The organism is Rhizobium sp. N122 (genome assembly GCF_002211295.1).
In the GTDB taxonomy this organism is placed as follows: Bacteria; Pseudomonadota; Alphaproteobacteria; order Rhizobiales; family Rhizobiaceae; genus Rhizobium.
Genome location: NZ_LOKU01000078.1, coordinates 18,515 through 44,690 on the forward strand (window position 1 = coordinate 18,515; position 26,176 = coordinate 44,690).

A 26,176-nucleotide genomic window follows, 5' to 3' on the forward strand; every position below is an offset into this window, starting at 1 on the left:
GACTGACACCAACTATTGGGGTCAGTCACACATTACCGGGCCTTTCATCGCAAGAGTGAAGCGATCAGTCGTTGGCCGAAACCTTGACGCCGAGCACTTGCGGCAGCGTGTTCGGAGCGCCCATGGCAGCACCGACGATCGTCGGGAAAGGCACCGGCTTTTCAGGAGCGGCCTTGACGGTCAGGCTCTTCGGGTCGTCGAGGAAGGTGTTGACCGCAGCCGAAACGGCGTTCTGCAGTTCCGGAATGTTGAGCTGCGCCAGCATGATCGGCGTCATCGCCTTCAGCGAATCCGCCATCTGCTTGCCCGACATGTTCTGCTGCGAGCCGGCATAGTCAAGCGCGCGTTTGGTGATCGAGGCATCGTCGAAACGCACCTGCGCTGCCTCGAAGGAAAGCTGCTGCATCAGGCCGAGCATGGCGAGACCGAGCGCCTGCTGCGACTGTTCCTTGTTCGGGTTGGCTTCGGATTGCTTCATCGCATCCTGCATCGACTTCATGAAGGCCATCGTGTAGCCGGAGATCTTGAAGCCGAGGTTCAGCTTGCCGACATTTGTGAAGTCGAAGGCGATTTCCGAGATGTCGATCGTGCCCGGGGCGAGTTCCCAGGCGCCCTTCATCGTGATGTCGCCCTGGATATGCTGCAGGGCGAGCTTCTCGATCGCATCCTTGCTCTTGGGATCGTCGGCCTTGGTGAGATCGGCCTTCATGCTTTTGAAGGCGCCGTCGAAATCGAAGCCGGATTCGTCTTCGCGCAGAGTCAGGTTCATGTTGCTTTCGAGCAGCGAGAACACTTCCGCACCATCCTTGACCACCTTCACCGGGCCGATATGCGCGGTTTCATAGAGCATCATGGTGTCGAGCGTGTCGCCGCCCGGCGTTGCCGGCACGGAGATGCCGCCGAGCGTCAGTTCCTGCGCCGTCACGGTGACGCCGTCCTCCGTCTTGTTGATGTCGGGGAACGCGGCTTCTTCGATGTAATAGCCGCCGTCCTCGTCTTCTTCGACGCCGGAAAGGGTGATTTCGCCGATGGGCAGGCTTTCGCTGCCGGTCGGCTTGACGGTGACATTCTTCAACGTAACGGTCGTGCCGTCGATATCGACGCTTTCAGCCGCAATCGTCCCACCCTGGGCGGCATAGGCGGCATTGATCTTCTTCAGGAGATCGGTGCCGTCGAGGGCGAATGCCGAGCCGGCGAGCGAGAAAAAGGCGGCGCCCGACAGCATCAGCCGCGTTGTCCGGTAAATGTTCATGGGGTGATTCCTCTGGTGGCGTGTGGCGGTTGGAAATCTGCAGTTACACTACTACGGATTGGGCCCGCTTTATATTTGCGGACTTCTAAATTTCCGTTGAAAGGAACGGCAAACGAAGTCCAAATTGCGGCCGAACGTTTGTCTCATCCTTTGATGTCGGTGCCAAGACTTCATCCACAGCTGCAATGGCCTGGATTCCTTGCCCGCCAGCCGCTTCTGGGCTAGTCAGAACCTATGGGACAAGAGATTTTGCCGCCTTCCGGCGGAGACGACGACAACATCCAGCCGGTCGACCTCAAGGCGGCGCTCGAGCAGCGCTATCTCGCCTATGCGCTGTCGACCATCATGCACCGCGCTCTGCCAGACGTCCGCGACGGGCTGAAGCCTGTCCATCGCCGCATCGTCTACGCGATGAACGAGATGGGGCTGAGGCCGACTTCGGCCTTCAGGAAGTGCGCCAAGATCGTCGGCGAGGTGATGGGTAACTACCATCCGCACGGCGACCAGTCGATCTATGACGCGCTTGCCCGTCTCGCCCAGGACTTCTCGCAGCGCTACACGCTGGTCAACGGCCAGGGCAATTTCGGCAATATCGACGGCGACAGCCCCGCCGCCATGCGTTACACCGAATCGAAGATGACGGCGGTCTCCGAACTGCTGCTCGAAGGTATCGATCAGGATGCCGTCGATTTCCGCGACACTTACGACGAATCGAATTCCGAGCCGACCGTCCTTCCCGGCGCCTTCCCGAACCTGCTCGCCAACGGCTCCTCCGGCATCGCCGTCGGCATGGCGACCTCGATCCCGTCGCACAATGCGCATGAGCTTTGCGACGCCGCGCTGCATCTGATCAAACATCCGGATGCGACAGTCGAAAAGCTCGTCGAATTCATTCCCGGCCCGGATTTCCCCACAGGCGGCATCATCATCGACAGCCGCGACAGCATCATCGAGAGCTACCGCACCGGCCGCGGCGGTTTCCGCGTGCGGGCGAAATGGCAGACCGAGGATCTCGGCCGCGGCGGCTACCAGATCGTCATCACCGAAATTCCCTTCCAGGTGCAGAAGTCGCGGCTGATCGAAAAGATCGCCGAGCTGCTGATCGCCCGTAAACTGCCGCTCTTGGAAGACATCCGAGACGAATCGGCCGAGGACATTCGTGTCGTCCTGGTGCCGAAAACCCGCAGCGTCGATCCGACGATCCTGATGGAATCGATGTTCAAGCTGACCGAGCTGGAAAGCCGCTTCCCGCTGAACATGAACGTGCTGTCCATGGGCCGCATCCCGCGGGTCATGGCGCTGAACGAAGTGCTGAAGGAGTGGCTGGATCACCGCCGCGAGGTGCTGCAGCGCCGCTCGCGCTTCCGCCTGGCGGCGATCGAAAAACGTCTCGAAATCCTCGGCGGCCTGCTGATCGCCTATCTCAACATCGACGAGGTGATCAGGATCATCCGCGAGGAGGATGAGCCGAAGCCGGTGATGGTGGCGCGCTGGGATCTCACCGACAATCAGGTCGAGGCGATCCTCAACATGCGGCTGCGCTCTCTGCGCAAGCTCGAAGAGTTCGAGATCCGCAAGGAATTCGACGAACTCACCAAGGAAAAAGGCGAGATCGAAGCGCTGCTTGCCTCCGACGACAAGCAGTGGCAGACGGTCGCCTGGGAAATCGGCGAGGTGAAGAAGAAATTTGCCAAGGCGACCGAGGTCGGCCGCCGCCGCACCCAGTTTGCCGACGCGCCCGAAGCCGATGAGCAAGCCATCCAGCAGGCGATGATCGAGAAGGAACCGATCACGGTCGTCATATCCGAAAAGGGCTGGATCCGCGCGCTGAAGGGCCATATCGCCGATACGGCGACGCTGACCTTCAAGGAGGGCGACGGCCTGAAAATAGCCTTCCCGGCGCAGACGACGGACAAGATCCTGATCGTCACGACAGGCGGCAAGGCCTTCACGCTTGGCGGCGACAAGCTGCCGGGCGGTCGCGGCCACGGCGAGCCGCTGCGCATCATGGTCGACATGGACAACGACCAGGCGGTGCTGACCGCTTTCGTGCACGATCCCTCGCGCAAGCAGCTGATCGTCTCCACAGCCGGCAACGGCTTCGTCGTTGCCGAGGCCGAGCTGGTCGCCAATACGCGCAAGGGCAAGCAGATCATGAACGTGGCGCTGCCCGAGGAGACGCAGCTGCTCGTGCCCGTCGGCGGCGATCATGTCGCCGTCGTCGGCGAAAACCGCAAGCTGCTGGTCTTCCCCTTAGCGCAGGTGCCGGAAATGTCGCGCGGCAAGGGCGTGCGTCTGCAGCGCTACAAGGATGGCGGCATCTCAGACGTCCGCTGCTTCGCGATATCGGACGGCCTCGTCTGGGAAGACAGCGCCGGCCGCACCTTCACGAAGAACAAGGACGAGCTTGCCGAATGGCTGTCCGACCGCGCCACCGCCGGCCGCACCGTGCCGAAGGGCTTTCCGCGCAGCGGCAAGTTCGCCGGCTAATGCATGTCCCCCGGACGTGTACAGCGGTTCCGGAACGACATCCATAAAAATTCCATGCTCGTCTCTTGGCGGGCGCTGGAACTTCTCTATCTCAACGCTGTTACCCAAAAGAAGAGAAGGCCGGTCCGTGGGCGGATGGAACGGCTATGGCCCGCGCGCTTGGAGAAGGCGCGCGCCGTTACCGGAGGAAAATCGATGCCCGCCAGCACCATCAAATTGCATGTTTGCCACACCTATAGGGTGCCGCCTGCTGTCGTGTACGACGCCTGGCTTAACCCCGAAATCGCCCGCCGCTTCCTGTTTGCCACCGATGACGGTCACGTCATTCGCGCCGATATCGATCCGCATGTCGGCGGCCGTTTTTTCATCGTCGACCGCCGCCCGACCGGCGACGCCTTTCATCAGGGGGTCTTCCTGGAGCTGAAGCGCCCGCAGCGCATGGTCTTCAGCTTTTCCGTCGAGGACCACGACCACAATTGCGACCGCGTCGAAATCGACATCGAGCCGCTCGGCGGCGGCAGCCGCCTGACGCTGACCCACGAAATGTGCGCCGAATGGGCCGAACATGAGGAGAAGACCCGGCAAGGCTGGGCGCACGTGGTCGAAGGGCTTGGCCGTGAGCTGGAGCAGCAGCAGATGAAGGCTACGGGTTGAGCGGCACGCTGAAGTCGGGAAGGAAGCGGGTCGCGTCAAGACTTGAAGCGGCCCCGCCTTTCGATGAAATTTGAACCGCTTTATTCCGCCCGCTTTTTCAACGCGACCTTGTACTTGTCTACGAAATTTCGTGCCGCTTCCAGCTGACGAGGGAAATCCTCATTGACCGGCTTCATATTGATGCCGCCGTTTTCCAGCCTCAGTTCCAGTGAATCACCCGTCTTCAATCCAAGACGGGCCAGAACTTCCTTAGGGATAATAATCCCCTCGGAATGACCGATCTTACGGATTGTAACGTTGATCGCTTCGTCCTCTGTGTCAGAACGGAGTATCACATGGTGGTAAGCAGGCGACAACGCCTATTCCGCCAACGGCCTGATGCGGCTTCCCCGCACCATCCAGAAACAATGCCCGGCGATCGCCGCCATCAGGATTCCGCCGCCGATGAGTGTCATCGTCGCCGGCGTTTCCGAAAAGATCAGCCAGACCCAGATCGGGGCGAGCACCGTTTCGAGCAGGTAGAACATGCCGACTTCAGGGGCGGAGAGGTAGCGCGGCCCGGTCGCAAGGCACCAGAAGGCGAGGGGCATGACGATGGCGCCATTGAAGAGGATCCAGCCGGGGTGGGCGATGGAAAGCCCTGAGGGCAGAGCTTGTGCGAGACCGAGCGTGGCCGGCAGAATGGCGGCAAGCAGCGGCACGAAGCCCATTTCGCGGCGCGAGGCCCGCCCGATCGTGATGGCGGCGGCAAGAATAAGCGCGCTGAGAAGCGCCATCGCGTCACCGAAAAAATGGCCGCTGGAAAGCCCTTCGCGCACGATCAGTCCGACGCCGAGGATCATGAACAGCATGGCGATCAGCGTTGCCGCCTGCGGCTTCTCCTTGAGGAACATCCACGAAAGAAGCGCCCCGAACATCGGGTTGAAGGCGACGATGAAGACGACATTGGCCGTGGTCGTGTTGAAGATCGCGAGCACGAAGGTCAGGGAGGAGAGACCATAGAGCAGACCGGCGAGCAGGCCGGGCCGCCCCGGGACGAGGATCGGCCATTTGCCAGAGGCCAAGCGCATTGCGCCAAGGATGACGAGCGTGGCGAGGACCGTGGCCGCGCTTCGCATCCCCAATACCGACCAGATGTCGCCACCGCCAAGACGGACGAGCGGAATATCCATGGAAAGCGCCAGCCCGCCGATCGCCGTCAGCAGCAGACCCTTCCGATGATCGGAACGAGCAGTGGGTAACATTTAGAGTCTTTCCTGGTTAGATTGAAGCATTTTGTTGGCTCAAACGGAGTCGAATGCTCGACCGGCTGGCGCGCGTCGTAGCCCAGATCTACGGCCAAGCCGGCCGGTCGAGCAGGCGGCCCGTTTCAGCCAACCCGAAGGGCCGGGCATCTTTCCGCCAGGAGCAGAGGCGATCGGCTCGGACGTACCAAGTGTATGCCCACCGCCAATCGCCTCTGCCTGACGAAAACCTGCTCCGGCAGAATGCTTCAATCTAACCAGGAAAGGCTCTAATCGTGGGGGCTTTGAGGCGTGGATGAGGGATCGAAACGTTCCCAGCCGCGTGGGGTCAGATGCTCCTGCGGCTGGAAGCGTGTCTTGTAGTCCATTTTTCGCGACCCTTGAACCCAGTAGCCAAGATAGACATGTGGCAGGCCGAGCGCCTTCGTGCGCCTGACATGGTCGAGAATCATGAAGGTGCCGAGCGATCGCCGCTCGATATCGGGGTTGAAGTAGGAATAGACCATCGACAGCCCGTCGCTCATCGTGTCGGTCAGCGCAGCGGCAAGCAGCTCGCCCTTCGGCCGCTGCTCTAGCCCGGAGCCCTCCTCACGCCGGCGGTATTCGACGATTCGCGTGTTCACATGCGTGTCCTCGACCATGATCGCATAGTCGAGCACGGTCATGTCGGACATGCCACCCTGCTGGTGGCGATAATCGAGATAGCGGCGGAAAAGCGAATATTGCTCGCTGGAAGGCTGGGCCGTGAATTCGGTGGCGATGACGTCGGAATTGGCGGCAAGCACCCGCTTCATCGATTTCGTCGGCTCGAATTCCTGGGCGAGAATCCGTACGGAAACGCAGGCGCGACAGGATTCGCAGGCCGGGCGGTAGGCGATGTTCTGGGATCGGCGGAAACCGCCCTGGGTCAGGATGTCGTTCATCTCGGCGGCGCGTGGACCCACCAGATGGGTGAACACCTTACGCTCCATCTCATGCGGCAGATACGGACACGCAGCCGGAGCCGTCAGATAAAACTGCGGGGATGGCGTTGTCTGCGTATTCATCTGTCGCGGAAATTTCCTTGTCGAGACTGTGCTGTTTCTTGACAGCATGACCTAAGAATAAAAAACGTCAACAGCGGGGCGGTTCTCGCCCTTCATTTCGGTCTTCTAATTTTAGATATGGAGCGTTGGCGCGCTCGGGCAAAGAGAAAGCGGAGACTTTATTTCGTCTCCGCTGAATGGCTTAGCCGTGGCCTCGGTCCAACGCTCAGGCGGTGCGAACCGTCGCCGTCCCGACCAGCAGGTCATGGATGAGACGGCTGCGCTCGGTGAACAGGCCGGCAAGCAGAATGAGAGGCGTCAGCACCGAGTTGAGGATCCAGAACAGCGCCAGATGCACGATCGCCGTCAGGAAATCCATCGGCCGGCCGTCGACGCGCACGATGGCGATCCCCATCGCGCGCATGCCGAGCGAGGCCTGGCTCCGCCCGCCGACAGTCAGGCCGAAATAGATGCCGGCGACGATGACGAAGAGGGCAGGGTAGAGCAGAAAGCCGAGGCCGAGCGTGACGATCGACAGAAAGAACAGCACGATCCCGGCAGGGATGCAGAGCAGCAGCACGATAAGATAGTCGAGGATGAAGGCGAAGACACGGCGGCTCAACACGCCGCTATAGGCGCGCCAGTCCTCCGGTGCGGCATAAAGCGGATTGGGGTTGTAGCTCATCTCAATCTCCTGCGGAAAAGCGATGCCGCTGATATGGTATCGGCAGTGGGAAATACAATATTTCTTCCTAGATGCGGATGTTTCAGGCCGGATTGGCTTGAAACATCCGCATCTAAATCGAAGAAATAGAGCATGATGTCGCCCGAAAACCGCGTACACTTTTCGGCATCATGCTCGCAATCACCGCTTGGCGAGGATTTTCGCCACCTCGACCGCGAAATAGGTGAGGATGCCGTCGCATCCCGCCCGCTTGAACGACAGCAGCGTTTCAAGCATCGCCCGTTCGCCGTCGATCCAGCCGTTCATCGCCGCCGCCTTGATCTGGCTGTATTCGCCCGAGACCTGGTAGGCGAAGGTCGGCAAGCCGAAGGCCTCCTTCATCCGCCAGCAGATGTCGAGATAGGGCAGGCCGGGCTTGACCATCAGCATATCAGCGCCTTCCTCGACGTCGAGGGCCGCGTCGCGGATCGCCTCGGTGCCGTTGGCCGGGTCGATATAATAGGTCTTCTTGTCGCCCTTCAGCAGCCCGCCCGTCGAGATCGCCTCGCGATAGGGGCCGTAGAAGGCGGAGGCGAATTTCGTCGCATAGCTCATGATGCCGACGCTCTGGTGGCCGGCGGCATCGAGCGCCATGCGGATTGCGCCGATGCGTCCGTCCATCATCTCCGACGGTGCGATGATGTCGGCCCCGGCATCCGCCTGCATCACCGCGGCCCGCGCCACCTGATCGACCGTCTCGTCATTGACGATCTCGCCGTCTCTCAAGATTCCGTCATGACCATGGCTGGTGAAGGGGTCGAGCGCGACGTCGGTGATGACGCCGATATTGGGCACCGCCTTCTTGATCGCCGCCGTCGCCTGATTGATCAGATTGTTGGCTTCGAGGCTGTTCGAGCCGGTCTCGTCGCGCAGTTCCATTTCGATATTCGGAAAGGTGGCGAGCGCTGGAATGCCGAGGTCGGCCGCTTCGCGCGCCGCTTCGACGGCTTTGTCGATGCTCATGCGGTTGACGCCCGGCATGGCCGGGATCGGATCGACGATGCCGGAACCCGGCACGATGAAGATCGGCCAGATCAGGTCGTCGACCGTCAGCCGGTTTTCCTGCACCAGCCGGCGCGTCCAGTCTGCCTTGCGGTTGCGCCGCATGCGGCGATGGCCGGTGATGTCGTCGACGAGATGCGTCCTATCCTGCATGATATCTGCCCCTGGCCCATTCCATTTATCGGAGCGCTCATTATCATGACGCCTCGAAAATCCAAACCGGGCGATTGGCCGCGGCGGAAAAACCTCAGGCGTATAACCCGCAATCGATTTTCTGCGTTACGCGCGAACGCGATATGATAGAGCGTCGTGTCGTTAGTACGTCGTCAGATGGGCGGCGCTCTTTAACAAGATGCAACCCCAAACCGATGTCTGCGCCATGGAAACCGATTCCCCGACGATACCGAAACGCACACTGGCGGATATACTCTTCATTCTCTTCCTGAGGCTGGTCGCCGTTTCGTGCTTCTGGTTCGGCCTGCAATATTGGGCGATGCTCGTCGGCTATTCGCTCGTCGGCGCCGGCCGCTTCGATCTTTTGAGCCTGCCGTGGAAGGTGGCGAGCACCAGTCTTGCCGTGCTTTTTCCCGTCGCCTCCCTCGGCCTCTGGCTGACCGTCTCCTGGGGGCCGGTCATCTGGGTGCTCGCCGCCGGCGGGCAAATCCTGATGTATGGCCTGCTGCCGGATATTTTCGGCCCGAACAAGCTGATCATCCTGCTGCATCTGATCGTCGCCGTCGTCTACTGGATTTTCCGCCTGCTGCTCTGGCTGGAAAAGCGCCGGCACCGCCGCCAGGTAAGTGTTGATTTACCCTGAGACAACGTGGGGTTTCCAGTAAGGCTCCGTTAAGCCTGCGGTTTAAGTCGAATTTTATATGTATTCGATAGGGTCTCACTCAAGGCGGGAAGAAAACGACACCGCCAAACAAACAGTGAGGCAGTCAATATGAACACGAAAATCAAGCCGCAGGCGGTATCGAACTTCCGTGACCAGCAGGACCAGGGCATCCGTGATCTTTACATGGAATCCCTTCATCTTGTTGAACGTCTCCACCGCCGTCTTCTCGACGTCATCAAGGACGAATTCGACCGTCAGGGCCGCAGTGACGTCAACGCCATCCAGGCGCTGCTCCTTTTCAACATCGGCAATTCCGAGCTGACCGCCGGCGAGCTGCGCTCGCGGGGCTACTATCTCGGCTCCAACGTTTCCTACAACGTCAAGAAGCTGGTCGATCTCGGCTTCATCAACCACCAGCGCTCGCGCATCGACCGCCGCTCGGTCCGCATCAGCCTGACCGAAACGGGCCAGGACATTGCCGAAACAGTTGCCAAACTCTACGAACGCCACATCACCTCGATCGACAAGGTCGGCGGCATCGGCACCGACGAGTTCACCCAGATGAACAAGCTGCTCCAGCGTCTTGACCGCTTCTGGAACGATAGCATCATGTATCGCCTCTAAGACCCTGGACCTCCATCAGGGTTGCAGAAAACCGGACGTGTCCCTGCGCGTCCGGTTTTGCCGTTGGCGCTGCGTGGCATCTTTGCAACGCAAGGGAGGCAAGCATTATCTCCCGTATCCAAGCCGTTTTTTAGCCGTTATTAACCGGCACGGTTTAGCCCGTCATATGGTTCGTTGTGTCATGTTTCCGGTAGCCGGGTCGTCGGTCTTCCGGCCGGCAACACGAATTGGCCATATTGGTGTGGCAGCGGAAGGCTTAACAACCGGCGCTTTCAATGGACCGATCAGGAATGTTCAGCCTGTCGCATCGCAAACTTGTGATGGGGCGAGCGGAAAATTTTGATGTGCCGGGACAACAAATGCACAGAGATCTGCGTTAGAGCGCAGGGATATCGCAAAGAGCCGCGGCTTCTCTTTATCGCCGCATTCAGTGGTTGGGACTATGTCGAAGAAAAACGGAAATGAAGCTCTCTCGCGCCGCGCTTTCCTTGCGTCCGCGGCAACGGTTGGCGTTAGCGCGATTGCCGCGCCGGCCTTCGCGCAATCGGCGATCGATACGCTGATCAACGCGCCGCGCCGCGGCAACTGGGACGACCAGTTCGATGCCAAGGCGGCTTCGCGCACGGCAAGCGCCGTCGTTTCCAACACGCCGATCCTTGGTCCCCAATCGCTCGCCAGCGCTCAGCAGGCGGTCATGCAGTATCAGCAGATCGCGGCCGCCGGCGGCTGGCCGGAGGTCAATCCCGGTGACCAGAAACTGCAGCTCGGCGTCAGCCATCCCGCAGTCCAGGCGCTGCGCCAGCGCCTGGCGATCACCGGCGACCTGCCGCGCGAGGCCGGCATGTCGAGTGCCTTCGACTCCTATGTCGACGGCGCCGTCAAGCGCTTCCAGGCCCGCCACGGCCTGCCGTCCGATGGCGTGCTCGGCGAATTCACGCTGAAGGCGATGAACATCCCCGCCGATGTCCGCCTGCAGCAGCTGAACACCAACATCATCCGCTTGCAGACGTTCCCCGAGGATCTCGGCCGCCGCCACGTGATGGTCAACATCCCCGCCGCCTATGTCGAGGCTGTCGAGGATGGCACTGTTGCGACGCGCCACACAGCGGTTGTTGGCCGTCTCAGCCGTCCGACACATCTCGTCAATTCGAAGATCTACGAGGTCATCCTCAACCCCTACTGGACCTCGCCGCGCTCGATCGTCGAGAAGGACATCATGCCGCTGATGCGCAAGGATCCGACCTATCTCGAAAAGAACGCCATCCGCCTGATCGACGGCAAGGGCAACGAAGTTGCCCCCGAGACCATCGACTGGAACGGCGAGGCGCCGAACCTGATGTTCCGCCAGGACCCCGGCAAGACCAACGCTATGGCCTCGACGAAGATCAATTTCTACAACAAGAACGGCGAGTACATGCACGACACGCCGCAGCAGGGCCTATTCAACAAGCTGATGCGCTTCGAATCCTCTGGCTGCGTCCGCGTCCAGAACGTGCGCGACTTGTCGAACTGGCTCTTGCGCGAGACCCCCGGCTGGAACCGCCAGCAGATGGAGCAGGTAATCGCAACCGGCGTCAACACGCCGATCAAACTCGCCACGGAAGTTCCGGTCTATTTCGTCTACATCTCCGCTTGGGGTATGCCCGACGGCATCGTCCAGTTCCGCGACGACATCTATCAGATGGACGGCAACGCCGAGCTGGCGCTCGATACCACTGCCGGCATGGAACAGCCGGCCCAATAAACGCCGGCCTCGGCATCGCATGTTCAAACCGCGCCCTTCCGGCGCGGTTTTTTTATGCCGGGGGAAGGTGACCGCCGGTTCTTAGTTTTGCGCTGTCGCAAAATGACGGGAGCGCGCGCTTTGCTCAGCAAATGTCGTTCTTCGTATTGCCCTTGCCCCGGCGGAAGGCTAATACCTCAGCGCATTCCAGTTGAGGAGCCCGCCCATGACCAATGCTTCTACCGAATCCTTCTTCAATCGCTCGCTTGCGGACGTCGATCCCGAGATTTTCGGCGCGATCGGAAAGGAACTCGGTCGCCAACGGCACGAGATCGAACTGATCGCTTCCGAGAACATCGTCTCCCGCGCCGTGCTGGAAGCCCAGGGCTCCATCATGACCAACAAATATGCCGAGGGTTATCCGGGCAAGCGCTATTACGGCGGCTGCCAGTTCGTCGATATCGCCGAGGAGCTGGCGATCGAGCGCGCCAAGAAGCTGTTCGGCGTCAACTTCGCCAACGTTCAGCCGAATTCCGGCTCGCAGATGAACCAGGCCGTGTTCCTGGCCCTGCTGCAGCCCGGCGACACCTTCATGGGTCTCGATCTGAATTCGGGCGGCCACCTCACGCATGGTTCGCCGGTCAATATGTCCGGCAAGTGGTTCAACGTCGTCTCCTACGGCGTGCGCGAAGGCGACAACCTGCTCGACATGGATGACGTCGCCCGCAAGGCCGAACAGCACAAGCCGAAGCTGATCATCGCCGGCGGCACTGCCTATTCCCGCATCTGGGACTGGAAGCGTTTCCGCGAAATCGCCGACTCGGTCGGCGCCTATCTGATGGTCGACATGGCCCACATCGCCGGCCTCGTCGCCGGCGGCCAGCATCCTTCGCCGTTCCCGCATTGCCATGTCGCGACGACCACGACCCACAAGTCGCTGCGCGGCCCGCGCGGCGGCGTCATCCTCACCAATGAAGAGGATCTGGCCAAGAAGTTCAATTCGGCCGTCTTCCCGGGTCTGCAGGGTGGTCCGCTGATGCACATCATCGCCGCCAAGGCCGTCGCTTTCGGCGAGGCGCTGCAGCCGGAGTTCAAGGACTACGCCGCCCAGGTCGTCAAGAACGCCAAGGCGCTGGCCGAAACGCTGATCGCTGGGGGTCTCGACGTCGTTTCCGGCGGCACCGACAACCATCTGATGCTGGTCGACCTGCGCAAGAAGAACGCCACCGGCAAGCGCGCCGAGGCAGCTCTCGGCCGCGCCTACGTCACCTGCAACAAGAACGGCATTCCCTTCGACCCGGAAAAGCCCTTCGTCACCTCGGGCGTACGTCTCGGCGCGCCGGCCGGCACGACCCGCGGCTTCAAGGAAGCCGAATTCCGCGAAATCGGCAATCTGATCGTCGAAGTTCTCGACGGCCTGAAGGTCGCCAATTCGGATGAGGGCAACGCTGCCGTCGAAGCCGCCGTGCGCGGCAAGGTGGTCAACCTCACAGACCGCTTCCCAATGTATGACTACATGGGATAAGGAGTAGCGATGCGCTGCCCCTATTGCGGTTCGGAAGATACACAGGTCAAGGATTCGCGCCCGGCGGAGGACAACACGTCCATCCGCCGGCGGCGTATCTGTCCGGATTGCGGCGGCCGCTTCACCACCTTCGAGCGCGTGCAGCTGCGCGAGCTGATGGTCATCAAGAAGACCGGCCGCAAAGTACCCTTCGACCGCGACAAGCTGGTGCGCTCCTTCGAAGTGGCGCTGCGCAAGCGCCCTGTCGAGCGCGATCGCATCGAGCGGGCCGTTTCCGGCATCGTTCGCCGGCTTGAAAGCTCCGGCGAGACCGAGATCTCCTCCGAGCAGATCGGCCTGCAGGTGCTGGAAGCCATGAAGAGCCTCGACGATGTCGGCTTCGTGCGCTACGCCTCGGTCTACCGGGATTTCTCGCTTGCCGAGGATTTCGAAAAGGTCATCTCCGAAATCAACGCCAAGATCGCCCGCGACCCGCTGGACAGGTGAGCCATGAGCGTCACGCCGCATGACGAGAGTTTCATGGCGGCGGCGATCCGCCTGTCGCGCCGGCATCTCGGCCGCACCGCCACCAACCCCTCCGTCGGCTGCCTGATCGTCAGCGACGGCGTCGTCGTCGGCCAGGCGGTCACCGCCGTCGGCGGCCGCCCGCATGCCGAGCCGCAGGCGCTTGCGGAAGCCGGCGCGCGTGCTCGCGGCGCCACCGCCTATGTGACCCTCGAACCATGCTCGCATCACGGCAAGACGCCGCCCTGCGCCGAGGCGCTGATCGCCTATGGCGTCGCCCGGGTCGTCATCAGCGTCACCGATCCCGATCCGCGGGTTTCGGGCCGCGGCATCGCTCTGCTGCGCGACGCCGGAATAGAGGTCGATTCCGGTGTGCTGGAAGCTGAGGGCCGGCGTTCGCTGGCCGGCTATCTCACCCGCCAGACGAAGAACCGGCCCTATGTGACTCTCAAGCTTGCCGTTTCCGCCGATGGCATGATCGGTCGCGCGGGGGAGGGCCAAGTGGCGATAACAGGCCCGAAGGCCCGCGCCGAGGTGCAGACGCTGCGCGCCGAAACCGACGCCATCCTGGTCGGCATCGGCACGGCGATATCGGACGATCCGCTGCTGACTGTGCGCACGCCGGGCCTCGAAGCGCAGTCGCCGATCCGTATCGTGCTCGATCCTTATTTGGCATTGCCGCTGACGAGTAAGCTGGTTACGACCGCGCGGGATGTGCCGGTGATCTTGGTGGCGAGCGAGGAAGTCTCACTGTTGCAGGCCGAGGGTTTACCCCCCTCTGTCCTGCCGGACATCTCCCCCACAAGGGGAGAGATCGGCGAGAGGCGCGATCAGAATTCCGGAATTTCTGACAGCGATGACTCTGCGTCGGTGGATGTAGGGCAGGGCGCTAGCCCCGATTCGATCTCCCCACCTGTGGGGGAGATGCCCGGCAGGGCAGAGGGGGGTACCGCACCCACCGACGCCGCCGACCTGGACTCCCGCCGCGCCGCACTGGAAGCTGCCGGTGTCGAGATCGTCTACTGTAATCCCTATCACCCGGAAGTCCTGCTGCCGGCGCTTGCCACGCGCGGCATTTCCTCGCTTCTGGTCGAAGGCGGCGCCAAAACGGCGCGGCTTTTCCTCGAAGCCGGCCTGGTCGACCGCATCCACCTTTACCAGGCGCCTGTCGTCATCGGCGAAGACGGTATTGAATCCCCGCTCGATGCAACCGACATACCATCCGGTTTTATCCATATGGGCGCGCAGATCTTCGGCGTCGATCGCCTGGATGAATACGAAAGAGGGTTTTGATGTTTACCGGAATAGTCACCGATGTCGGCATGGTCGAATCCGTTTCCCCCTTGAAGGAAGGCATCCGGTTGCGGGTCGCAACCGCCTATGATCCCTCGACCATCGACATGGGCGCCTCGATCTCGCATTCCGGCATTTGCCTCACGGTGACCGGTCTGCCGCAGGAAGGTAGCAATGGCCGCTGGTTCGAGGTCGAGGCCTGGGAGGAAGCGCTGCGGCTGACGACGATCGGCACCTGGCAGCAGGGCAGCCGCATCAATCTCGAACGGTCGCTGAAAATAGGCGATGAACTCGGTGGTCACATCGTTTCCGGCCATGTCGACGGCAAGGCGGAAATCCTCTCGGTAACATCGGAGGGCGACGCCACCCGTTACCGCCTGCAGGCCCCCGAGCACCTGGCGAAATTCGTCGCCCCCAAAGGGTCGATCGCGCTCGACGGCACCTCGCTGACCGTCAACGCGGTCGACGGCACGGATTTCGACGTCCTGCTTATCCGCCACACCCTCGAAGTGACGACGTGGGGCGAGCGCAAGGCCGGCGATTTCGTCAATTTCGAAGTCGACACCATGGCACGCTACGCCGCCCGGCTGGCGGAGTTTCCGAGCGCCTGAATCGAAAACTTGTAGGGTTTCCTACTGGCGCGTCTGGCCGGCCAGATAGCTCACCAAGCCGGGGAGAGCTTCGTCAGATACTGGCCGTAGGCGCTCTTGCCGAGCTTCTCCGCCAGCTTGGCGAGGTCGTCCTGCGAGATGTAACCCATGCGCCAGGCGACTTCTTCCGGGCAGGCGATCTTGAAGCCCTGGCGTTTCTCCAACGTGCTGACGAAACCTGCGGCATCATGCAGGCTATCCGGTGTGCCAGTATCGAGCCAGGCATAGCCCCGCCCCATCAGCTCCACGAAAAGCTGGCCGCGCTCGAGATAGGCGCGGTTGACATCGGTGATTTCCAATTCGCCGCGCGGTGACGGTTTCAGGTTGGCGGCGATATCGACCACCTGCTGGTCGTAGAAATAGAGGCCGGTCACCGCCCAGTTCGATTTTGGCGTCTTCGGCTTCTCTTCGATCGACAGCGCATTCATCTTTTCGTCGAAGCCGACAACGCCATAGCGTTCCGGATCGGTGACGTGATAGGCGAACACCGTTGCGCCTTCTCGTCGGCTCGTGCCGGATTTCATGATTTCCGGCAGTCCGTGCCCGTAGAAGATGTTGTCGCCGAGAACGAGCGCCGAGCTGTCGCCGTGCAAGAAGTCTGCGCCGATGATAAAGGCCTGAGCGAGGCCGTCCGGGCTCGGTTGTACGGCATAGTTCAGCGAAATTCCCCATTGCGAGCCGTCGCCAAGAAGGCGCTTGAAGGCTTCGACGTCGTGAGGCGTGGTGATGATCAGCAGCTCCCTGATGCCGGCGAGCATGAGCGTTGTCAGCGGATAGTAGATCATCGGCTTGTCGTAGACCGGCATCAGTTGTTTCGAGACGGCTTGCGTGATCGGATGCAGACGCGTGCCCGTGCCGCCGGCGAGAATAATGCCCTTCATGCTTTCTCCTTAAAGACCTTTGTTCAAAAGGTCTTGCATGACGATTGTCATGGATTGCTTCCACTCCGGGAGCCGGATTCCATAGGTTCTGGCGAGCTTGTCGCCGTTGAGGCGTGAATTGGCGGGACGCTTGGCCGGTGTCGGATAGTCCACCGTCGGGATGCGCTCGACGCTGACGTTTCTGCCGCCGGATTTAAGACGCGCCGCGAATATCTCTTCGGCGAAATCCGCCCAGCTTGCTTCGCCGCTGCCGGTCAGGTGAAATGTGCCGCGCAGCGACGGCGCAGGGTCCGCAACGATGCGGGTTGCGATCGCGAGAATCGCGTCGGCGATGTCGAATGCAGAGGTCGGGCATCCTGTCTGATCGGCGACGACGCGAAGATGATCGCGCGTCTCGGAAAGCCGCAGCATCGTTTTCAGGAAATTGGCGCCAAAGGGCGAATAGACCCAGGCCGTGCGCAAGATGACGTGGTTCGGGTTTGCCGCCGCGACGGCCTTCTCGCCCGCGAGTTTCGAACGCCCGTAGACGGAGATCGGCGCCGTCGCATCCTCTTCGCAATAGGCGGAGGCCTTGTCGCCGCTGAAGACGTAGTCGGTCGAAATGTGGATCACCGGGACGCCGATCCGCGCGGCAGCCTCGGCAACCGCGCCGGCGCCGGCCGCGTTGACGGAAAAAGCAAGTTCGGCTTCGCTCTCTGCCTTGTCGACCGCCGTATAGGCGGCGGCCGAGACGATCACATCCGGCTGCAGAGCCGAGAAGGCGTCTGCGACACTTGCAGGATCCGAAAGGTCCATTTCCGGGCGCCCGACCGTGCTGATTTCGACGCCCGTTCCGGCGCCGCGTCTGAGCAGCGACTGAACGACCTGGCCCTGTTTGCCGGTGACGGCGATGCGCATCGCTATTGTCCCTTGAAAACGCCGAGGCGTTCGCCGGCGTAGACTTTTTCGCGCAACGGCCTCCACCACCATTCGTTTTCCAAGTACCAGTGCACGGTCTTCTCGATGCCGGTTTCGAAGGTCTCCTGCGCTTTCCAGCCGAGTTCGCTTTCGAGTTTCGAGGCATCGATCGCATAGCGTGCGTCGTGCCCGGGGCGGTCCGTGACGTTGGTGATCAGACGCGCATGCGGTGCCTTATCGCTGTAGGCGCCGTCGAGAATAGCGCAGATGCGATGAACGACATCGATGTTCCTGCGCTCATTGCGGCCGCCCACATTGTATTTTTCGCCGGGGCGTCCTCTGGATGCGATCGTGTAAAGCGCGCGGGCGTGGTCTTCGACATAGAGCCAGTCGCGGACATTCGCGCCATTGCCGTAAACCGGAAGAGGCTTGCCCTCCAGTGCGTTGAGGATCATCAGCGGAATGAGCTTTTCCGGGAAATGAAACGGGCCGTAATTGTTGGAGCAATTGGAGACGACGACCGGCAGGCCATAGGTGCGGTGCCAGGCGATCGCCAGATGGTCGCTCGCGGCCTTGGAGGCGGAGTAGGGCGAGGAGGGGTCGTAAGGCGTCGTCTCCTCGAAGAGGCCCTCGTCGCCAAGCGAGCCGTAGACCTCGTCCGTCGAGACATGCAGAAAGCGGAAGGCGCTCTTGCGGCGAACGTCAAGCCCGTCCCAATAGTGCCGTGCGGCATCCAGCAGGCTGAATGTGCCGACGATGTTGGTCTGAATGAAATCGGCCGCGCCCGAGATCGAGCGGTCGACATGGCTCTCTGCCGCCAGGTGCATGACGATTTCAGGACGGAAGGACGCGAATGCTTCCTGCATTCTGGCATGGTCGCAGATGTCGGCGCGCAGGAATTGATAGTTCGGCGCCGATTCGACGGATTTCAGCGATTCCAGATTGCCGGCATAGGTCAGCGTGTCGACATTCAGCACCTCGGCGCCGATCTCGCTGACGAGATGGCGCACCAATGCCGATCCGATGAAGCCCGCTCCGCCCGTGACCAGTATGCGCATTGTCGATCAATCCTGGGGTTGCTGTGCTGAATAGGAAAAATGGCTTGGCAGATCGGCGAGCCGCGGCAGCGTCTTGTCCTTGTCGGACGATACCATGTCTCGCTCATCGAAGGGCCAGCGAATGCCGATCGCCGGATCGTTCCACGCAATGCCCCGGTCATGCTGCGGGCTGTAGGGTGCGGTTACCTTGTAGCTGATGACGCTGTTCGGCTCGATCGTTACGAACCCGTGCGCGAAACCGGCCGGTATCCAGAGCTGCTTGCCGGTGTCCGGCGAAAGCTCCTGAGAGAGCCATTTGCCGAAGCTCGGTGATCCCTCGCGGATGTCGACGACGACATCCATGATGCGGCCGGCAAGGCAGCGCACCAGCTTGCCCTGTGCGAGGGGCGGGATCTGGAAATGCAGCCCCCGGACGGTGCCGGCCTGCGCCGAAAGCGATTCATTGTCCTGGACGAACGTGACGTCGGCCACATTTTCCCGGAACCAGGCATCCTTGAATACCTCGGAGAAGTAGCCGCGGTGATCGCCGAAGCGTGGCGGCGTGATTGCAACGATGCCCTCGATGGCGGCGGTCTCAATGCGCATGACGTACCTTTTCTGCGGCCTTCATAACGCTCATCAGCATCTCCGCCTGCGAGCGGATCCGAATGGCCTCAAGACCTTTCGCGGCAATGGCATCGCGCTCGTTAGCATCTGCGATCAGCTTGAAGCAGCGCTCGATCATGTCGTCATAGGGCTCGATTGCCAAGCCGCCGATGAAGGGCTGGAGGTCCGGATCGCGGATGTTGCCTTCCGTCAGCACGCAGACCCGATTGGCGAGCAGATAGGAAATGCGCACGATCTCGAAGACGCCGCTTGCATAATGATGGATGTTGATGACGATCTTGGCGCGGGCAATCGCCGCATCGCGTTCCGCACCATAGATGTTGAAGAGGTGGGCGACCTTGAGCCCGCCGTCTTTCAGCGTCTTCAGGATATGGTGGCGGCGTTCGTTCATCGAGCCGTAGAAGAGCACGTCGATATCCTTGACGGGGGCGTGCTGAATCTGGCTCAGGCAACTGTTGTAACCGATCTCGAGCACACCGGCGTGATCGATCCCCTTGGCGGCAAGGTTCTCGCGGTTGCGCGGGCTGTAGTCGAGCACCGGCATCGCCCTCAGGATCGACACATAGCGTGAATTGATCCAGGTGCTTTCTTCAGAGACCTGCTCGAGGTTGATCAGAACGCTATCCTTCGGCAGATGAGCGACGACTTCGGGGGCCAGAAGATTGCCGCCGTAGATGATTGGCGCACGGCCGGCAAATGCGTTCATGTCGCGGACGATCGGTGCCGAGCCGCCGAGTTCCTCGAAGGCGCCCTGCAGGCCGAGCGCGACTTCGTCGAAGGCGTGGCTGTGATTGTAGTTTTCGGGCGTGACGATCCAGATGCAATGACGGTCCTTGTGGGCCTGCCATCCGCCGGCAAAGGGCTGCAACGGCGGCTGCTCGATTCTCGGCGCGGCCGGTATGGGCCTTTCCGTCCGTAGCGGCTGCTGTGGCGCCGGAGAGGCGCCTGGAACCTGGTGGGAATAGGCACGCATCAGTTCGGGGCCGCCGGTGAACTGGCCGCGCGGCATCCAGGCCGGCGGATCATCGGCGCACCAGATCAGATGCGGCTGCTTGATCAATGGTTGACGGCCTTGCTGCCACGCGGTCAGGAGAGCCTCGTCACGGCTCTGCAGAAAGGCTTCCTTGGCGGCGAAGAGGCCATGCAGCATCCGGCCCAGGCGGACGCCGAACTTCCATTCGAAATCGGCAAGGGTCGGCACGAAGGCGGCGATCTTCAATCCGGAGGCGATAGCCTGCTGGACATACAGGCCGAGCAGACGCTCGATCACGAAGGGCCGCATCTTGGCGTTGGCATCGCGCGAGTAGTGAGCCGTGCCGGAATAGGCATTGCCCGCCGCCGTGCCGGCGCGCGCCTGGTTTTCCAGCGATTCGAGAATGCGTTCGCAAAAGGCGAAATACCCGGACCAAAATTTCCTATTGCCGCAGAAATAGTTGCAGAACAGGAAGGCAATCTTGTCCTGCGGCGGCGCGATCGGATAGCCGAGCTCCTGAAGATGCAGGAAGATCGGCTCCATGCCGGGATGGCCGCCAAGCAGCGAATGTTCCCAGACGTTGCTGTAGACCGCCGCGTGGCCGATCAGCGGATTGTAAACATAGGCGTCCGCACCTTCCGCCCGGGCCTTTTCCGCTTCCGTGACAAAAGACGGGAAGCTCGTCACCGACTTCATCTCGAATTTGCTCGAAAGCAGCCCCCAGAACACGTCGTCGCCGAGGCCGATCGCCTCGTGATGCTGATGCAGGGTGCGGAAGAGTTCATATTCGCGGGTCGTCGCCTGCGTATTGAACGAGATATCGAACGGCATGGCCGCCGCGTCGAGCTGGCTGCGCTGCAAAGGATCGAGATAAGGCTGATAGATGATGACGGATCCAGTGCCGGCAGCCTTCTCCATGAGAAGCGCCAGATCAGGAAGGCCGGCCGGTAGAGCGGAAATGGGCTGATTGATCGTCAAGGTATCGTCCTTCGCGGATGGCGACCGTCTTCGTGATTCACGAAACAGCATTCGGGCTGGTTCGGGTGTCGAATATTGGACGTGAAGCTTGCGCCACACTGTTGGGCGGGAATTTCGCTGGTCAGCTTGGGGACAGGTTAAGCCGTGATGTTCGTGCTAGGCCAATTGCGTGCTAGTGCCCAACTTTGGACGGCGTCATGAAAAACGAAAAGATCTATGTAACGAAGCCCAGCCTGCCGCCGCTCGAAGAATTCATTCCTTCGCTGGAAGCTATCTGGAATAATCGCATCCTGACCAATGGCGGGCCATTCCACGAGCAGCTGGAGCAGGAGCTCTGCAGTCATCTCGGCGTCAAGCACATCAGCCTGTTTTCGAACGCCACCGTTGCGTTGCTGACGGCGCTTCAGGCGCTCCGTGTCACGGGCGAAGTCATCACCACGCCTTATTCCTTCGTGGCTACTTCGCATTCGCTTCTCTGGAACGGCTTAAAGCCCGTCTTCGTCGACATCGATCCGGTGACGCTCAATCTCGATCCGGCGAAGATCGAGGCGGCGATCACGCAGCAGACGACGGCGATCATGCCCGTGCACTGCTACGGCCACCCTTGCGATGTCGACGCGATCCAGAAGATTGCCGATCTCTACAATCTCAAGGTCATCTATGATGCCGCCCATGCCTTCGGTGTGGAAGACGAACGGGGAAGCATTCTCAATCACGGCGACCTTTCCATTCTGAGCTTCCATGCGACGAAGGTTTTCAACACATTCGAAGGCGGGGCCATCATTTGCCCGGACGTTAAGACGAAGACACGCATCGACCAGTTGAAGAACTTCGGTTACGTCGATGAAGTGACCGTGGTGGCGCCAGGCACGAATGGCAAGATGAGCGAATTCAACGCTGCGCTCGGCCTGTTGCAGCTGAAATACATCAACTTCGCCCTTGAAAGGCGTGGGCTCATCGACGCCGCATACCGCGAGCGTCTGGCCGGCGTCGCGGGCATAGAATGCCTGGACCGCTCAGGCGAGACTGTCTCCAACTTCTCTTATTTCCCGATCCTCGTACGTCCTGGCTATCCTATTTCGCGCGATGAGCTCTATGAGATTCTGAAGGAAAACGGCATTCATCCGCGCCGTTATTTCTATCCGCTGATCTCGAGCTTTTCGATGTACCGCAGCCTGCCATCTGCGCAGCCCGCGAATCTGCCGGTAGCAACCGAAGCCGCCCAACAGGTGCTATGCCTTCCCATCTATCCCGACATGGAAATGGAGATCGTCGACAAGGTCTGCGCGATCATTGCTTCTTAGGGGTAGATGAAATGAAACTGGCTATTATGCAGCCGTATTTCTTTCCTTACATTGGCTATTTTCAGCTGATTGGTGCGGTCGATAAATTCATCGTCTACGACAATATCAAATACACGAAAAAGGGTTGGATTAACCGAAACCGCATGTTGCGTGACGGCCGGGACGCCACATTCTCTCTGCCGCTGAAGGCCGCGCCGGATAGTTTAGACGTGTGCGAGCGCAGCCTGTCGCCAGACTTCGACCGCAACAAGCTGCTCAATCAAATTCAAGGCGCTTATCGACGCGCGCCATTTTTTTCCAATGCTTTCCCGGTGATCGAGCAGGCGATAGGCTTCCCCGACAACAATCTTTTTTTCTATATTTTCAACTCAATCAGGGAAATTTGCGGCTACCTTGGCATCAGGACAGACTTCGCCGTTTCCTCTGAAATAACGATAAATCACGATCTCAAGGGCCAGGAAAAAGTTTTGGAGCTTTGCGAGAAAGCGGGCGCGGGGGTCTATGTGAATGCGATAGGGGGTATGGAACTTTACTCTCGAGAGGCGTTTGCTGCGCGCGGTATAGAACTGAAATTCATCAAGTCGAAGTGTCCGGAATATTCTCAGTTCGGCGCTGATTTCGTGCCGTGGCTGTCAATTGTGGATGTCATCATGTTCAATTCAGTGGAAGAGATTCAGAAGAATATGCTGGGTGCGTATGAACTCCTTCAACCTTAGCTGCGGACGAGTGGTTCCTTTCGACGGTCTGCCAAGAAGAAAATATCGGTGAAGCAATGTTCAAATGGAAGAAGTTAGGCAAGGTCTTTACGCCGCAGGAGGTGACTGATCGTCCGTGGCTTAAGGAGTTTGCTCAAGCGCCTGCAACGCTGCTTTTCGACGATTTTGTGCGAATATACTTTTCCTGTCGCCCACCAGCAGATCAGGCCGGGCAATATGTCTCGCATTCTGCTTATATTGACGTGGATAGGGCTGACTTGTTTAAGATCATACGGATCAGCGAGCGTCCGGTCCTGGAATTGGGCGGTCTCGGCGAATTCGATCAATTTGGTACTTATCCGATCTCAGTAGCGAAGGATGGCGACCTCATACGCGCTTACTATGCCGGCTGGACGCGATGCGAATCCGTACCATTCAACGTCGGTATAGGATTGGCCTTGAGCACGGACGAAGGCCGGACCTTCTCTAAGGCGGGCAGAGGACCCGTCGTGCCATACTCGCCGGATGAACCCTTCGTCCTGAGTGGTCCCAAGATTCGGCGTTTTAACGACCGGTGGTACCTGTTCTATATCTCTGGTTCCAAGTGGATCATGGCCGATGGGCGTGCGGAGCCTGTATACAAAATCCGTCTAGCCACCTCTGAAGATGGCGTGCAGTGGAAGAAAGCGAACAGAGATCTGATCGAATCTGTCATCGAGACCGATGAGGCACAGGCGAGCCCCGATGTGATCTTTGCCGGCGGGCGCTACCACATGTTCTTCTGCTATCGCCACAGCACGAATTATCGCGGCAAGGAAAAAGGATACCGGATCGGCTACGCCTCGAGCAACGATCTGGTCAACTGGCAACGTGACGATAGCAAAGCAGGGCTGACGGTGTCCGACACAGGCTGGGATGATGAGATGGTTAGCTACCCGCATGTCTTCGAGTTGGATGGCAAGACCTATATGGCCTATCTCGGCAATCAAGTCGGGCGCAATGGTTTCGGCCTTGCTGTTCTCGACGGAAAGCTTGGTGACGCATGACCAAGATGCGATGGAAGAAACTGGGCAAGATCTTTGATCCCACGCAGCATCATCTGCCCGCAGGCTGTGTCGAGTTTGCGCAGTCGCCCCAGGCGCTCGTTTTCGATGACTTTATACGAATCTACTTCTCAACGCGCGCAACTGACGTGAAAGGCAAATATCTCAGCCATGTCGCTTTTGTCGATATGGACAAGACTCTGGAGCGGGCCATTCGCGTTTCCGACAGGCCGGTCATTGAACTCGGCAAACTCGGTTGCTTTGACGAGCACGGCATCTTCCCGATGAATGTGATGCGACACGAAGGGAAGATCTACGGCTACACATGCGGCTGGAATCGAAGGGTTGCGGTCTCGGTCGATACGGCAATCGGGCTTGCCCTCAGTCACGACGACGGGATGTCGTTCAAGAGGATCGGCGATGGGCCGGTCTTGTCGGCGTCTCTCAAGGAGCCGTGCCTGGTCGGCGACGGCTTTGTGAAGTTCATCGATGGCCTATTTCACATGTGGTACATTTTCGGGACTGGGTGGAAAGAATACTCCCCGGGCGCGCCTCCGGATAGGACTTATAAAATTGGTCATGCGACCTCGCCAGACGGCATCAATTGGCAGAAGGAGGAAGGCAGGCAGATCATACCGGATCGGCTTGGCGCCGACGAGAGCCAAGCTCTGCCGACCGTCATCCGGATCGATGATCGCTATCATATGTTCTTTTGCTATCGGCAATCGTCGGATTTCCGAACTAACAGGAAACGCGGCTATCAAATCGGCCACGCCTATTCGCACGATCTGATCAACTGGTCACGCGATGACCTTGAATTGGGGATTGAAGGGACGGACGGCGAATGGGATTCCGACATGTTGTGCTATCCGCACGTCTTTGAGGCGGATGGGGCAATTTACCTCCTCTATAACGGAAACCAGTTTGGCCGGCATGGATTCGGCGCCGCAATATTGGAACGCGCTGCATGACGCCGGATTGGGGCCACAACCTCGCTTCGGCAAGCGACATCGCCTACCACTTGAATGAATGCGGAAGTGTTTTCGCCGAGGGGCTTCGCGCACGCGTGGACATCGACGCTTATGCGCTGAAAATCCTGCTCAATGCCGAGCGCTTTGAGGCATGGTCTGACGGTAGGTTGATCGGGCTTCTGGCCATATATTGCAACAATTCCCAACAGACATGGGCGTTCATCACGAATCTAAGTGTGTTCGAAGAATGGCGCGGCAGGGGGATAGCGGGAGCGTTGCTTGAACGGAGCATCGCTTTGGCCAGGCAGAAGAGGTTTGAAACGATACGCCTCGAGGTCGAGGCGAAAAACACGGCCGCCGTCGCTGTCTATAGCAGATATGGGTTCGTGGTGCTGGATAGCGAACAGTCAATGCTGACAATGAAGCGAGATTTGGGGTAGAAGATGGCTGAGAAGAAGCGCGATTATAATAGCGAAATCAAGGATGCTAGTGATCATCGCTACGCATACAACTTCGATTTTGACGTCATGCATCATTACATGCTGAAGTCTTTCATGCCCTTTTTCCGCCCGGGAAGCCTGCTTGAACTTGGAAGTTTCCGGGGCGATTTCACGAAAAGGATCGTTCCTTATTTCGACGATATCACCTGCGTAGAAGCCTCCGATGAGGCAATAGCCGTCGCGAGGAACGAACTGGGTGACGGCCTGACATTTATTAATGACGTGTTCGAAGAGGTGAAGCTCCCCAAGCGCTATGACAATGTCCTGCTGACACATGTTCTCGAGCATTTGGACGATCCGGTAGGCGTGCTGAAGCGCATCAATGACGAATGGCTATCGGAAGGGGGCAGGCTCTTCCTGGTATGCCCGAATGCGAATGCCCCGTCCCGCCAGATCGCTGTTAAAATGGGTTTGATAAGCCACAATTCCGCAATCACGAAGGCGGAAGCGGAACATGGTCACCGCGTCACATACTCACTAGATACCCTGGAGCGCGATGCAAGATTGGCGGGATTGAACGTTGTGCATCGGTCCGGCGTTTTCTTCAAAGCCCTGGCAAATTTCCAGTGGGATCGCTTGCTTCAGACGGACATCATTTCCAGTGAATATCTGGAGGGGTGCTATCAGCTAGGGCAAATCTATCCCGATCTTTGCGCCAGCATCTTTCTCATGTGTGAAGCCGGCCGAGCGCAATAGGCTGCGCTTTAGCGAACTCAACTTCT

Annotated in this window: 26 protein-coding genes; 15 read left to right on the forward strand and 11 right to left on the reverse strand. The window is 59.8% G+C overall.

Going from position 1 to position 26,176, the window contains the following annotated elements:
* Positions 1–64: 64 nt before the first annotated feature.
* A complete protein-coding gene (locus tag ATY75_RS31360) occupies positions 65–1,252 on the reverse strand; it encodes a hypothetical protein (protein WP_088940460.1) in 1,188 nt (395 codons plus the stop codon).
* A gap of 234 nt (positions 1,253–1,486) precedes the next feature.
* Here ATY75_RS31360 and parC point away from each other — a divergent pair, with 234 nt between their 5' ends.
* The gene (parC, locus tag ATY75_RS31365) at positions 1,487–3,742 is read left to right on the forward strand and encodes a DNA topoisomerase IV subunit A (protein ID WP_088940461.1); all 2,256 of its coding nucleotides are present in this window, start codon (positions 1,487–1,489) and stop codon (positions 3,740–3,742) included.
* Positions 3,743–3,937: 195 nt separating this feature from the next.
* Positions 3,938–4,396: an SRPBCC domain-containing protein gene (locus ATY75_RS31370; RefSeq protein ID WP_088940462.1), complete on the forward strand. Its 459-nt coding sequence runs from the start codon at positions 3,938–3,940 to the stop codon at positions 4,394–4,396.
* 80 nt (positions 4,397–4,476) lie between these two features.
* On the opposite strand, the gene ATY75_RS31375 is transcribed toward ATY75_RS31370, so the two are convergent.
* From ATY75_RS31375 to hemB, 5 genes are all read right to left on the reverse strand, one after another.
* Complete coding sequence (locus ATY75_RS31375; RefSeq protein ID WP_088940625.1) at positions 4,477–4,698, reverse strand: AbrB/MazE/SpoVT family DNA-binding domain-containing protein; 222 nt, start codon at positions 4,696–4,698, stop codon at positions 4,477–4,479.
* A 57-nt stretch (positions 4,699–4,755) separates the two neighbouring features.
* Entirely contained in the window at positions 4,756–5,640 is an 885-nt protein-coding gene (locus ATY75_RS31380; RefSeq protein ID WP_088940463.1) for a DMT family transporter, read from the reverse strand.
* 269 nt (positions 5,641–5,909) lie between these two features.
* A complete protein-coding gene (locus tag ATY75_RS31395; protein ID WP_088940464.1) occupies positions 5,910–6,686 on the reverse strand; it encodes an arginyltransferase in 777 nt (258 codons plus the stop codon).
* Between the two features lie 205 nt (positions 6,687–6,891).
* A complete protein-coding gene (locus tag ATY75_RS31400) occupies positions 6,892–7,350 on the reverse strand; it encodes an RDD family protein (protein ID WP_003574079.1) in 459 nt (152 codons plus the stop codon).
* A gap of 180 nt (positions 7,351–7,530) precedes the next feature.
* On the reverse strand, positions 7,531–8,544 hold the full coding sequence (gene hemB, locus ATY75_RS31410; protein WP_088940466.1) for a porphobilinogen synthase: 1,014 nt from the start codon (positions 8,542–8,544) through the stop codon (positions 7,531–7,533).
* Positions 8,545–8,770: 226 nt separating this feature from the next.
* On the opposite strand from hemB, the gene ATY75_RS31415 reads away from it, so the two are divergent.
* The 7 genes from ATY75_RS31415 (at position 8,771) to ATY75_RS31445 (ending at position 15,509) form a co-directional block, all read left to right on the forward strand.
* Positions 8,771–9,208, forward strand: a complete 438-nt coding sequence (locus tag ATY75_RS31415; protein WP_049733978.1) for a DUF6163 family protein — start codon at positions 8,771–8,773, stop codon at positions 9,206–9,208.
* A 129-nt stretch (positions 9,209–9,337) separates the two neighbouring features.
* Complete coding sequence (locus tag ATY75_RS31420) at positions 9,338–9,853, forward strand: MarR family winged helix-turn-helix transcriptional regulator (RefSeq protein WP_003574072.1); 516 nt, start codon at positions 9,338–9,340, stop codon at positions 9,851–9,853.
* A gap of 442 nt (positions 9,854–10,295) precedes the next feature.
* On the forward strand, positions 10,296–11,597 hold the full coding sequence (locus tag ATY75_RS31425; protein WP_088940467.1) for a L,D-transpeptidase family protein: 1,302 nt from the start codon (positions 10,296–10,298) through the stop codon (positions 11,595–11,597).
* 205 nt (positions 11,598–11,802) lie between these two features.
* Complete coding sequence (gene glyA, locus ATY75_RS31430) at positions 11,803–13,101, forward strand: serine hydroxymethyltransferase (RefSeq protein ID WP_088940468.1); 1,299 nt, start codon at positions 11,803–11,805, stop codon at positions 13,099–13,101.
* Between the two features lie 9 nt (positions 13,102–13,110).
* Entirely contained in the window at positions 13,111–13,587 is a 477-nt protein-coding gene (nrdR, locus tag ATY75_RS31435; RefSeq protein WP_003547190.1) for a transcriptional regulator NrdR, read from the forward strand.
* Between the two features lie 3 nt (positions 13,588–13,590).
* Complete coding sequence (gene ribD, locus ATY75_RS31440) at positions 13,591–14,898, forward strand: bifunctional diaminohydroxyphosphoribosylaminopyrimidine deaminase/5-amino-6-(5-phosphoribosylamino)uracil reductase RibD (protein ID WP_088940469.1); 1,308 nt, start codon at positions 13,591–13,593, stop codon at positions 14,896–14,898.
* Positions 14,898–15,509: a riboflavin synthase gene (locus ATY75_RS31445; protein WP_088940470.1), complete on the forward strand. Its 612-nt coding sequence runs from the start codon at positions 14,898–14,900 to the stop codon at positions 15,507–15,509. The genes ribD and ATY75_RS31445 overlap by 1 nt, the downstream gene beginning before the upstream one ends.
* Before the next feature lie 50 nt (positions 15,510–15,559).
* Here ATY75_RS31445 and rfbA read toward each other — a convergent pair whose 3' ends face one another.
* From rfbA to ATY75_RS31470, 5 genes are read right to left on the reverse strand one after another with little or no spacing between them, the layout of a single operon-like run.
* Complete coding sequence (gene rfbA / locus ATY75_RS31450) at positions 15,560–16,429, reverse strand: glucose-1-phosphate thymidylyltransferase RfbA (RefSeq protein WP_088940471.1); 870 nt, start codon at positions 16,427–16,429, stop codon at positions 15,560–15,562.
* 9 nt (positions 16,430–16,438) lie between these two features.
* Positions 16,439–17,326: a dTDP-4-dehydrorhamnose reductase gene (rfbD, locus tag ATY75_RS31455; RefSeq protein WP_088940472.1), complete on the reverse strand. Its 888-nt coding sequence runs from the start codon at positions 17,324–17,326 to the stop codon at positions 16,439–16,441.
* Between the two features lie 2 nt (positions 17,327–17,328).
* Positions 17,329–18,384 carry a dTDP-glucose 4,6-dehydratase gene (gene rfbB / locus ATY75_RS31460; RefSeq protein WP_088940473.1) on the reverse strand — a complete coding sequence of 352 codons (1,056 nt, stop codon included), beginning with the start codon at positions 18,382–18,384 and terminating at the stop codon, positions 17,329–17,331.
* 6 nt (positions 18,385–18,390) lie between these two features.
* A complete protein-coding gene (gene rfbC / locus ATY75_RS31465; RefSeq protein WP_088940474.1) occupies positions 18,391–18,969 on the reverse strand; it encodes a dTDP-4-dehydrorhamnose 3,5-epimerase in 579 nt (192 codons plus the stop codon).
* Positions 18,959–20,941 carry a hypothetical protein gene (locus ATY75_RS31470; RefSeq protein ID WP_088940475.1) on the reverse strand — a complete coding sequence of 661 codons (1,983 nt, stop codon included), beginning with the start codon at positions 20,939–20,941 and terminating at the stop codon, positions 18,959–18,961. The genes rfbC and ATY75_RS31470 overlap by 11 nt, the downstream gene beginning before the upstream one ends.
* Positions 20,942–21,138: 197 nt before the next feature.
* Here ATY75_RS31470 and ATY75_RS31475 point away from each other — a divergent pair, with 197 nt between their 5' ends.
* From ATY75_RS31475 to ATY75_RS31500, 6 genes are read left to right on the forward strand one after another with little or no spacing between them, the layout of a single operon-like run.
* Positions 21,139–22,245 carry a DegT/DnrJ/EryC1/StrS family aminotransferase gene (locus ATY75_RS31475; protein ID WP_088940476.1) on the forward strand — a complete coding sequence of 369 codons (1,107 nt, stop codon included), beginning with the start codon at positions 21,139–21,141 and terminating at the stop codon, positions 22,243–22,245.
* A gap of 11 nt (positions 22,246–22,256) precedes the next feature.
* A complete protein-coding gene (locus ATY75_RS31480; protein ID WP_088940477.1) occupies positions 22,257–22,961 on the forward strand; it encodes a WbqC family protein in 705 nt (234 codons plus the stop codon).
* Positions 22,962–23,017: 56 nt separating this feature from the next.
* Positions 23,018–23,986: an exo-alpha-sialidase gene (locus tag ATY75_RS31485; protein WP_088940478.1), complete on the forward strand. Its 969-nt coding sequence runs from the start codon at positions 23,018–23,020 to the stop codon at positions 23,984–23,986.
* Positions 23,983–24,954, forward strand: coding sequence for a hypothetical protein (locus tag ATY75_RS31490; RefSeq protein WP_088940479.1), 972 nt, complete (start codon positions 23,983–23,985; stop codon positions 24,952–24,954). The genes ATY75_RS31485 and ATY75_RS31490 overlap by 4 nt, the downstream gene beginning before the upstream one ends.
* Positions 24,951–25,394: a GNAT family N-acetyltransferase gene (locus ATY75_RS31495; RefSeq protein WP_088940480.1), complete on the forward strand. Its 444-nt coding sequence runs from the start codon at positions 24,951–24,953 to the stop codon at positions 25,392–25,394. The genes ATY75_RS31490 and ATY75_RS31495 overlap by 4 nt, the downstream gene beginning before the upstream one ends.
* A 3-nt stretch (positions 25,395–25,397) precedes the next feature.
* A complete protein-coding gene (locus tag ATY75_RS31500) occupies positions 25,398–26,150 on the forward strand; it encodes a class I SAM-dependent methyltransferase (RefSeq protein ID WP_088940481.1) in 753 nt (250 codons plus the stop codon).
* Positions 26,151–26,176: the final 26 nt, after the last annotated feature.

Bases quoted from the DNA above. Each gene is read 5' to 3' on its own strand.
- ATY75_RS31360 (WP_088940460.1), bottom strand. From the start codon at position 1,252: ATGAACATTTACCGGACAACGCGGCTGATGCTGTCGGGCGCCGCCTTT.
- parC (WP_088940461.1), top strand. From the start codon at position 1,487: ATGGGACAAGAGATTTTGCCGCCTTCCGGCGGAGACGACGACAACATC.
- ATY75_RS31370 (WP_088940462.1), top strand. From the start codon at position 3,938: ATGCCCGCCAGCACCATCAAATTGCATGTTTGCCACACCTATAGGGTG.
- ATY75_RS31380 (WP_088940463.1), bottom strand. From the start codon at position 5,640: ATGTTACCCACTGCTCGTTCCGATCATCGGAAGGGTCTGCTGCTGACG.
- ATY75_RS31395 (WP_088940464.1), bottom strand. From the start codon at position 6,686: ATGAATACGCAGACAACGCCATCCCCGCAGTTTTATCTGACGGCTCCG.
- ATY75_RS31400 (WP_003574079.1), bottom strand. From the start codon at position 7,350: ATGAGCTACAACCCCAATCCGCTTTATGCCGCACCGGAGGACTGGCGC.
- hemB (WP_088940466.1), bottom strand. From the start codon at position 8,544: ATGCAGGATAGGACGCATCTCGTCGACGACATCACCGGCCATCGCCGC.
- ATY75_RS31415 (WP_049733978.1), top strand. From the start codon at position 8,771: ATGGAAACCGATTCCCCGACGATACCGAAACGCACACTGGCGGATATA.
- ATY75_RS31420 (WP_003574072.1), top strand. From the start codon at position 9,338: ATGAACACGAAAATCAAGCCGCAGGCGGTATCGAACTTCCGTGACCAG.
- ATY75_RS31425 (WP_088940467.1), top strand. From the start codon at position 10,296: ATGTCGAAGAAAAACGGAAATGAAGCTCTCTCGCGCCGCGCTTTCCTT.
- glyA (WP_088940468.1), top strand. From the start codon at position 11,803: ATGACCAATGCTTCTACCGAATCCTTCTTCAATCGCTCGCTTGCGGAC.
- nrdR (WP_003547190.1), top strand. From the start codon at position 13,111: ATGCGCTGCCCCTATTGCGGTTCGGAAGATACACAGGTCAAGGATTCG.
- ribD (WP_088940469.1), top strand. From the start codon at position 13,591: ATGAGCGTCACGCCGCATGACGAGAGTTTCATGGCGGCGGCGATCCGC.
- ATY75_RS31445 (WP_088940470.1), top strand. From the start codon at position 14,898: ATGTTTACCGGAATAGTCACCGATGTCGGCATGGTCGAATCCGTTTCC.
- rfbA (WP_088940471.1), bottom strand. From the start codon at position 16,429: ATGAAGGGCATTATTCTCGCCGGCGGCACGGGCACGCGTCTGCATCCG.
- rfbD (WP_088940472.1), bottom strand. From the start codon at position 17,326: ATGCGCATCGCCGTCACCGGCAAACAGGGCCAGGTCGTTCAGTCGCTG.
- rfbB (WP_088940473.1), bottom strand. From the start codon at position 18,384: ATGCGCATACTGGTCACGGGCGGAGCGGGCTTCATCGGATCGGCATTG.
- rfbC (WP_088940474.1), bottom strand. From the start codon at position 18,969: ATGCGCATTGAGACCGCCGCCATCGAGGGCATCGTTGCAATCACGCCG.
- ATY75_RS31475 (WP_088940476.1), top strand. From the start codon at position 21,139: ATGAAAAACGAAAAGATCTATGTAACGAAGCCCAGCCTGCCGCCGCTC.
- ATY75_RS31480 (WP_088940477.1), top strand. From the start codon at position 22,257: ATGAAACTGGCTATTATGCAGCCGTATTTCTTTCCTTACATTGGCTAT.
- ATY75_RS31485 (WP_088940478.1), top strand. From the start codon at position 23,018: ATGTTCAAATGGAAGAAGTTAGGCAAGGTCTTTACGCCGCAGGAGGTG.
- ATY75_RS31490 (WP_088940479.1), top strand. From the start codon at position 23,983: ATGACCAAGATGCGATGGAAGAAACTGGGCAAGATCTTTGATCCCACG.
- ATY75_RS31495 (WP_088940480.1), top strand. From the start codon at position 24,951: ATGACGCCGGATTGGGGCCACAACCTCGCTTCGGCAAGCGACATCGCC.
- ATY75_RS31500 (WP_088940481.1), top strand. From the start codon at position 25,398: ATGGCTGAGAAGAAGCGCGATTATAATAGCGAAATCAAGGATGCTAGT.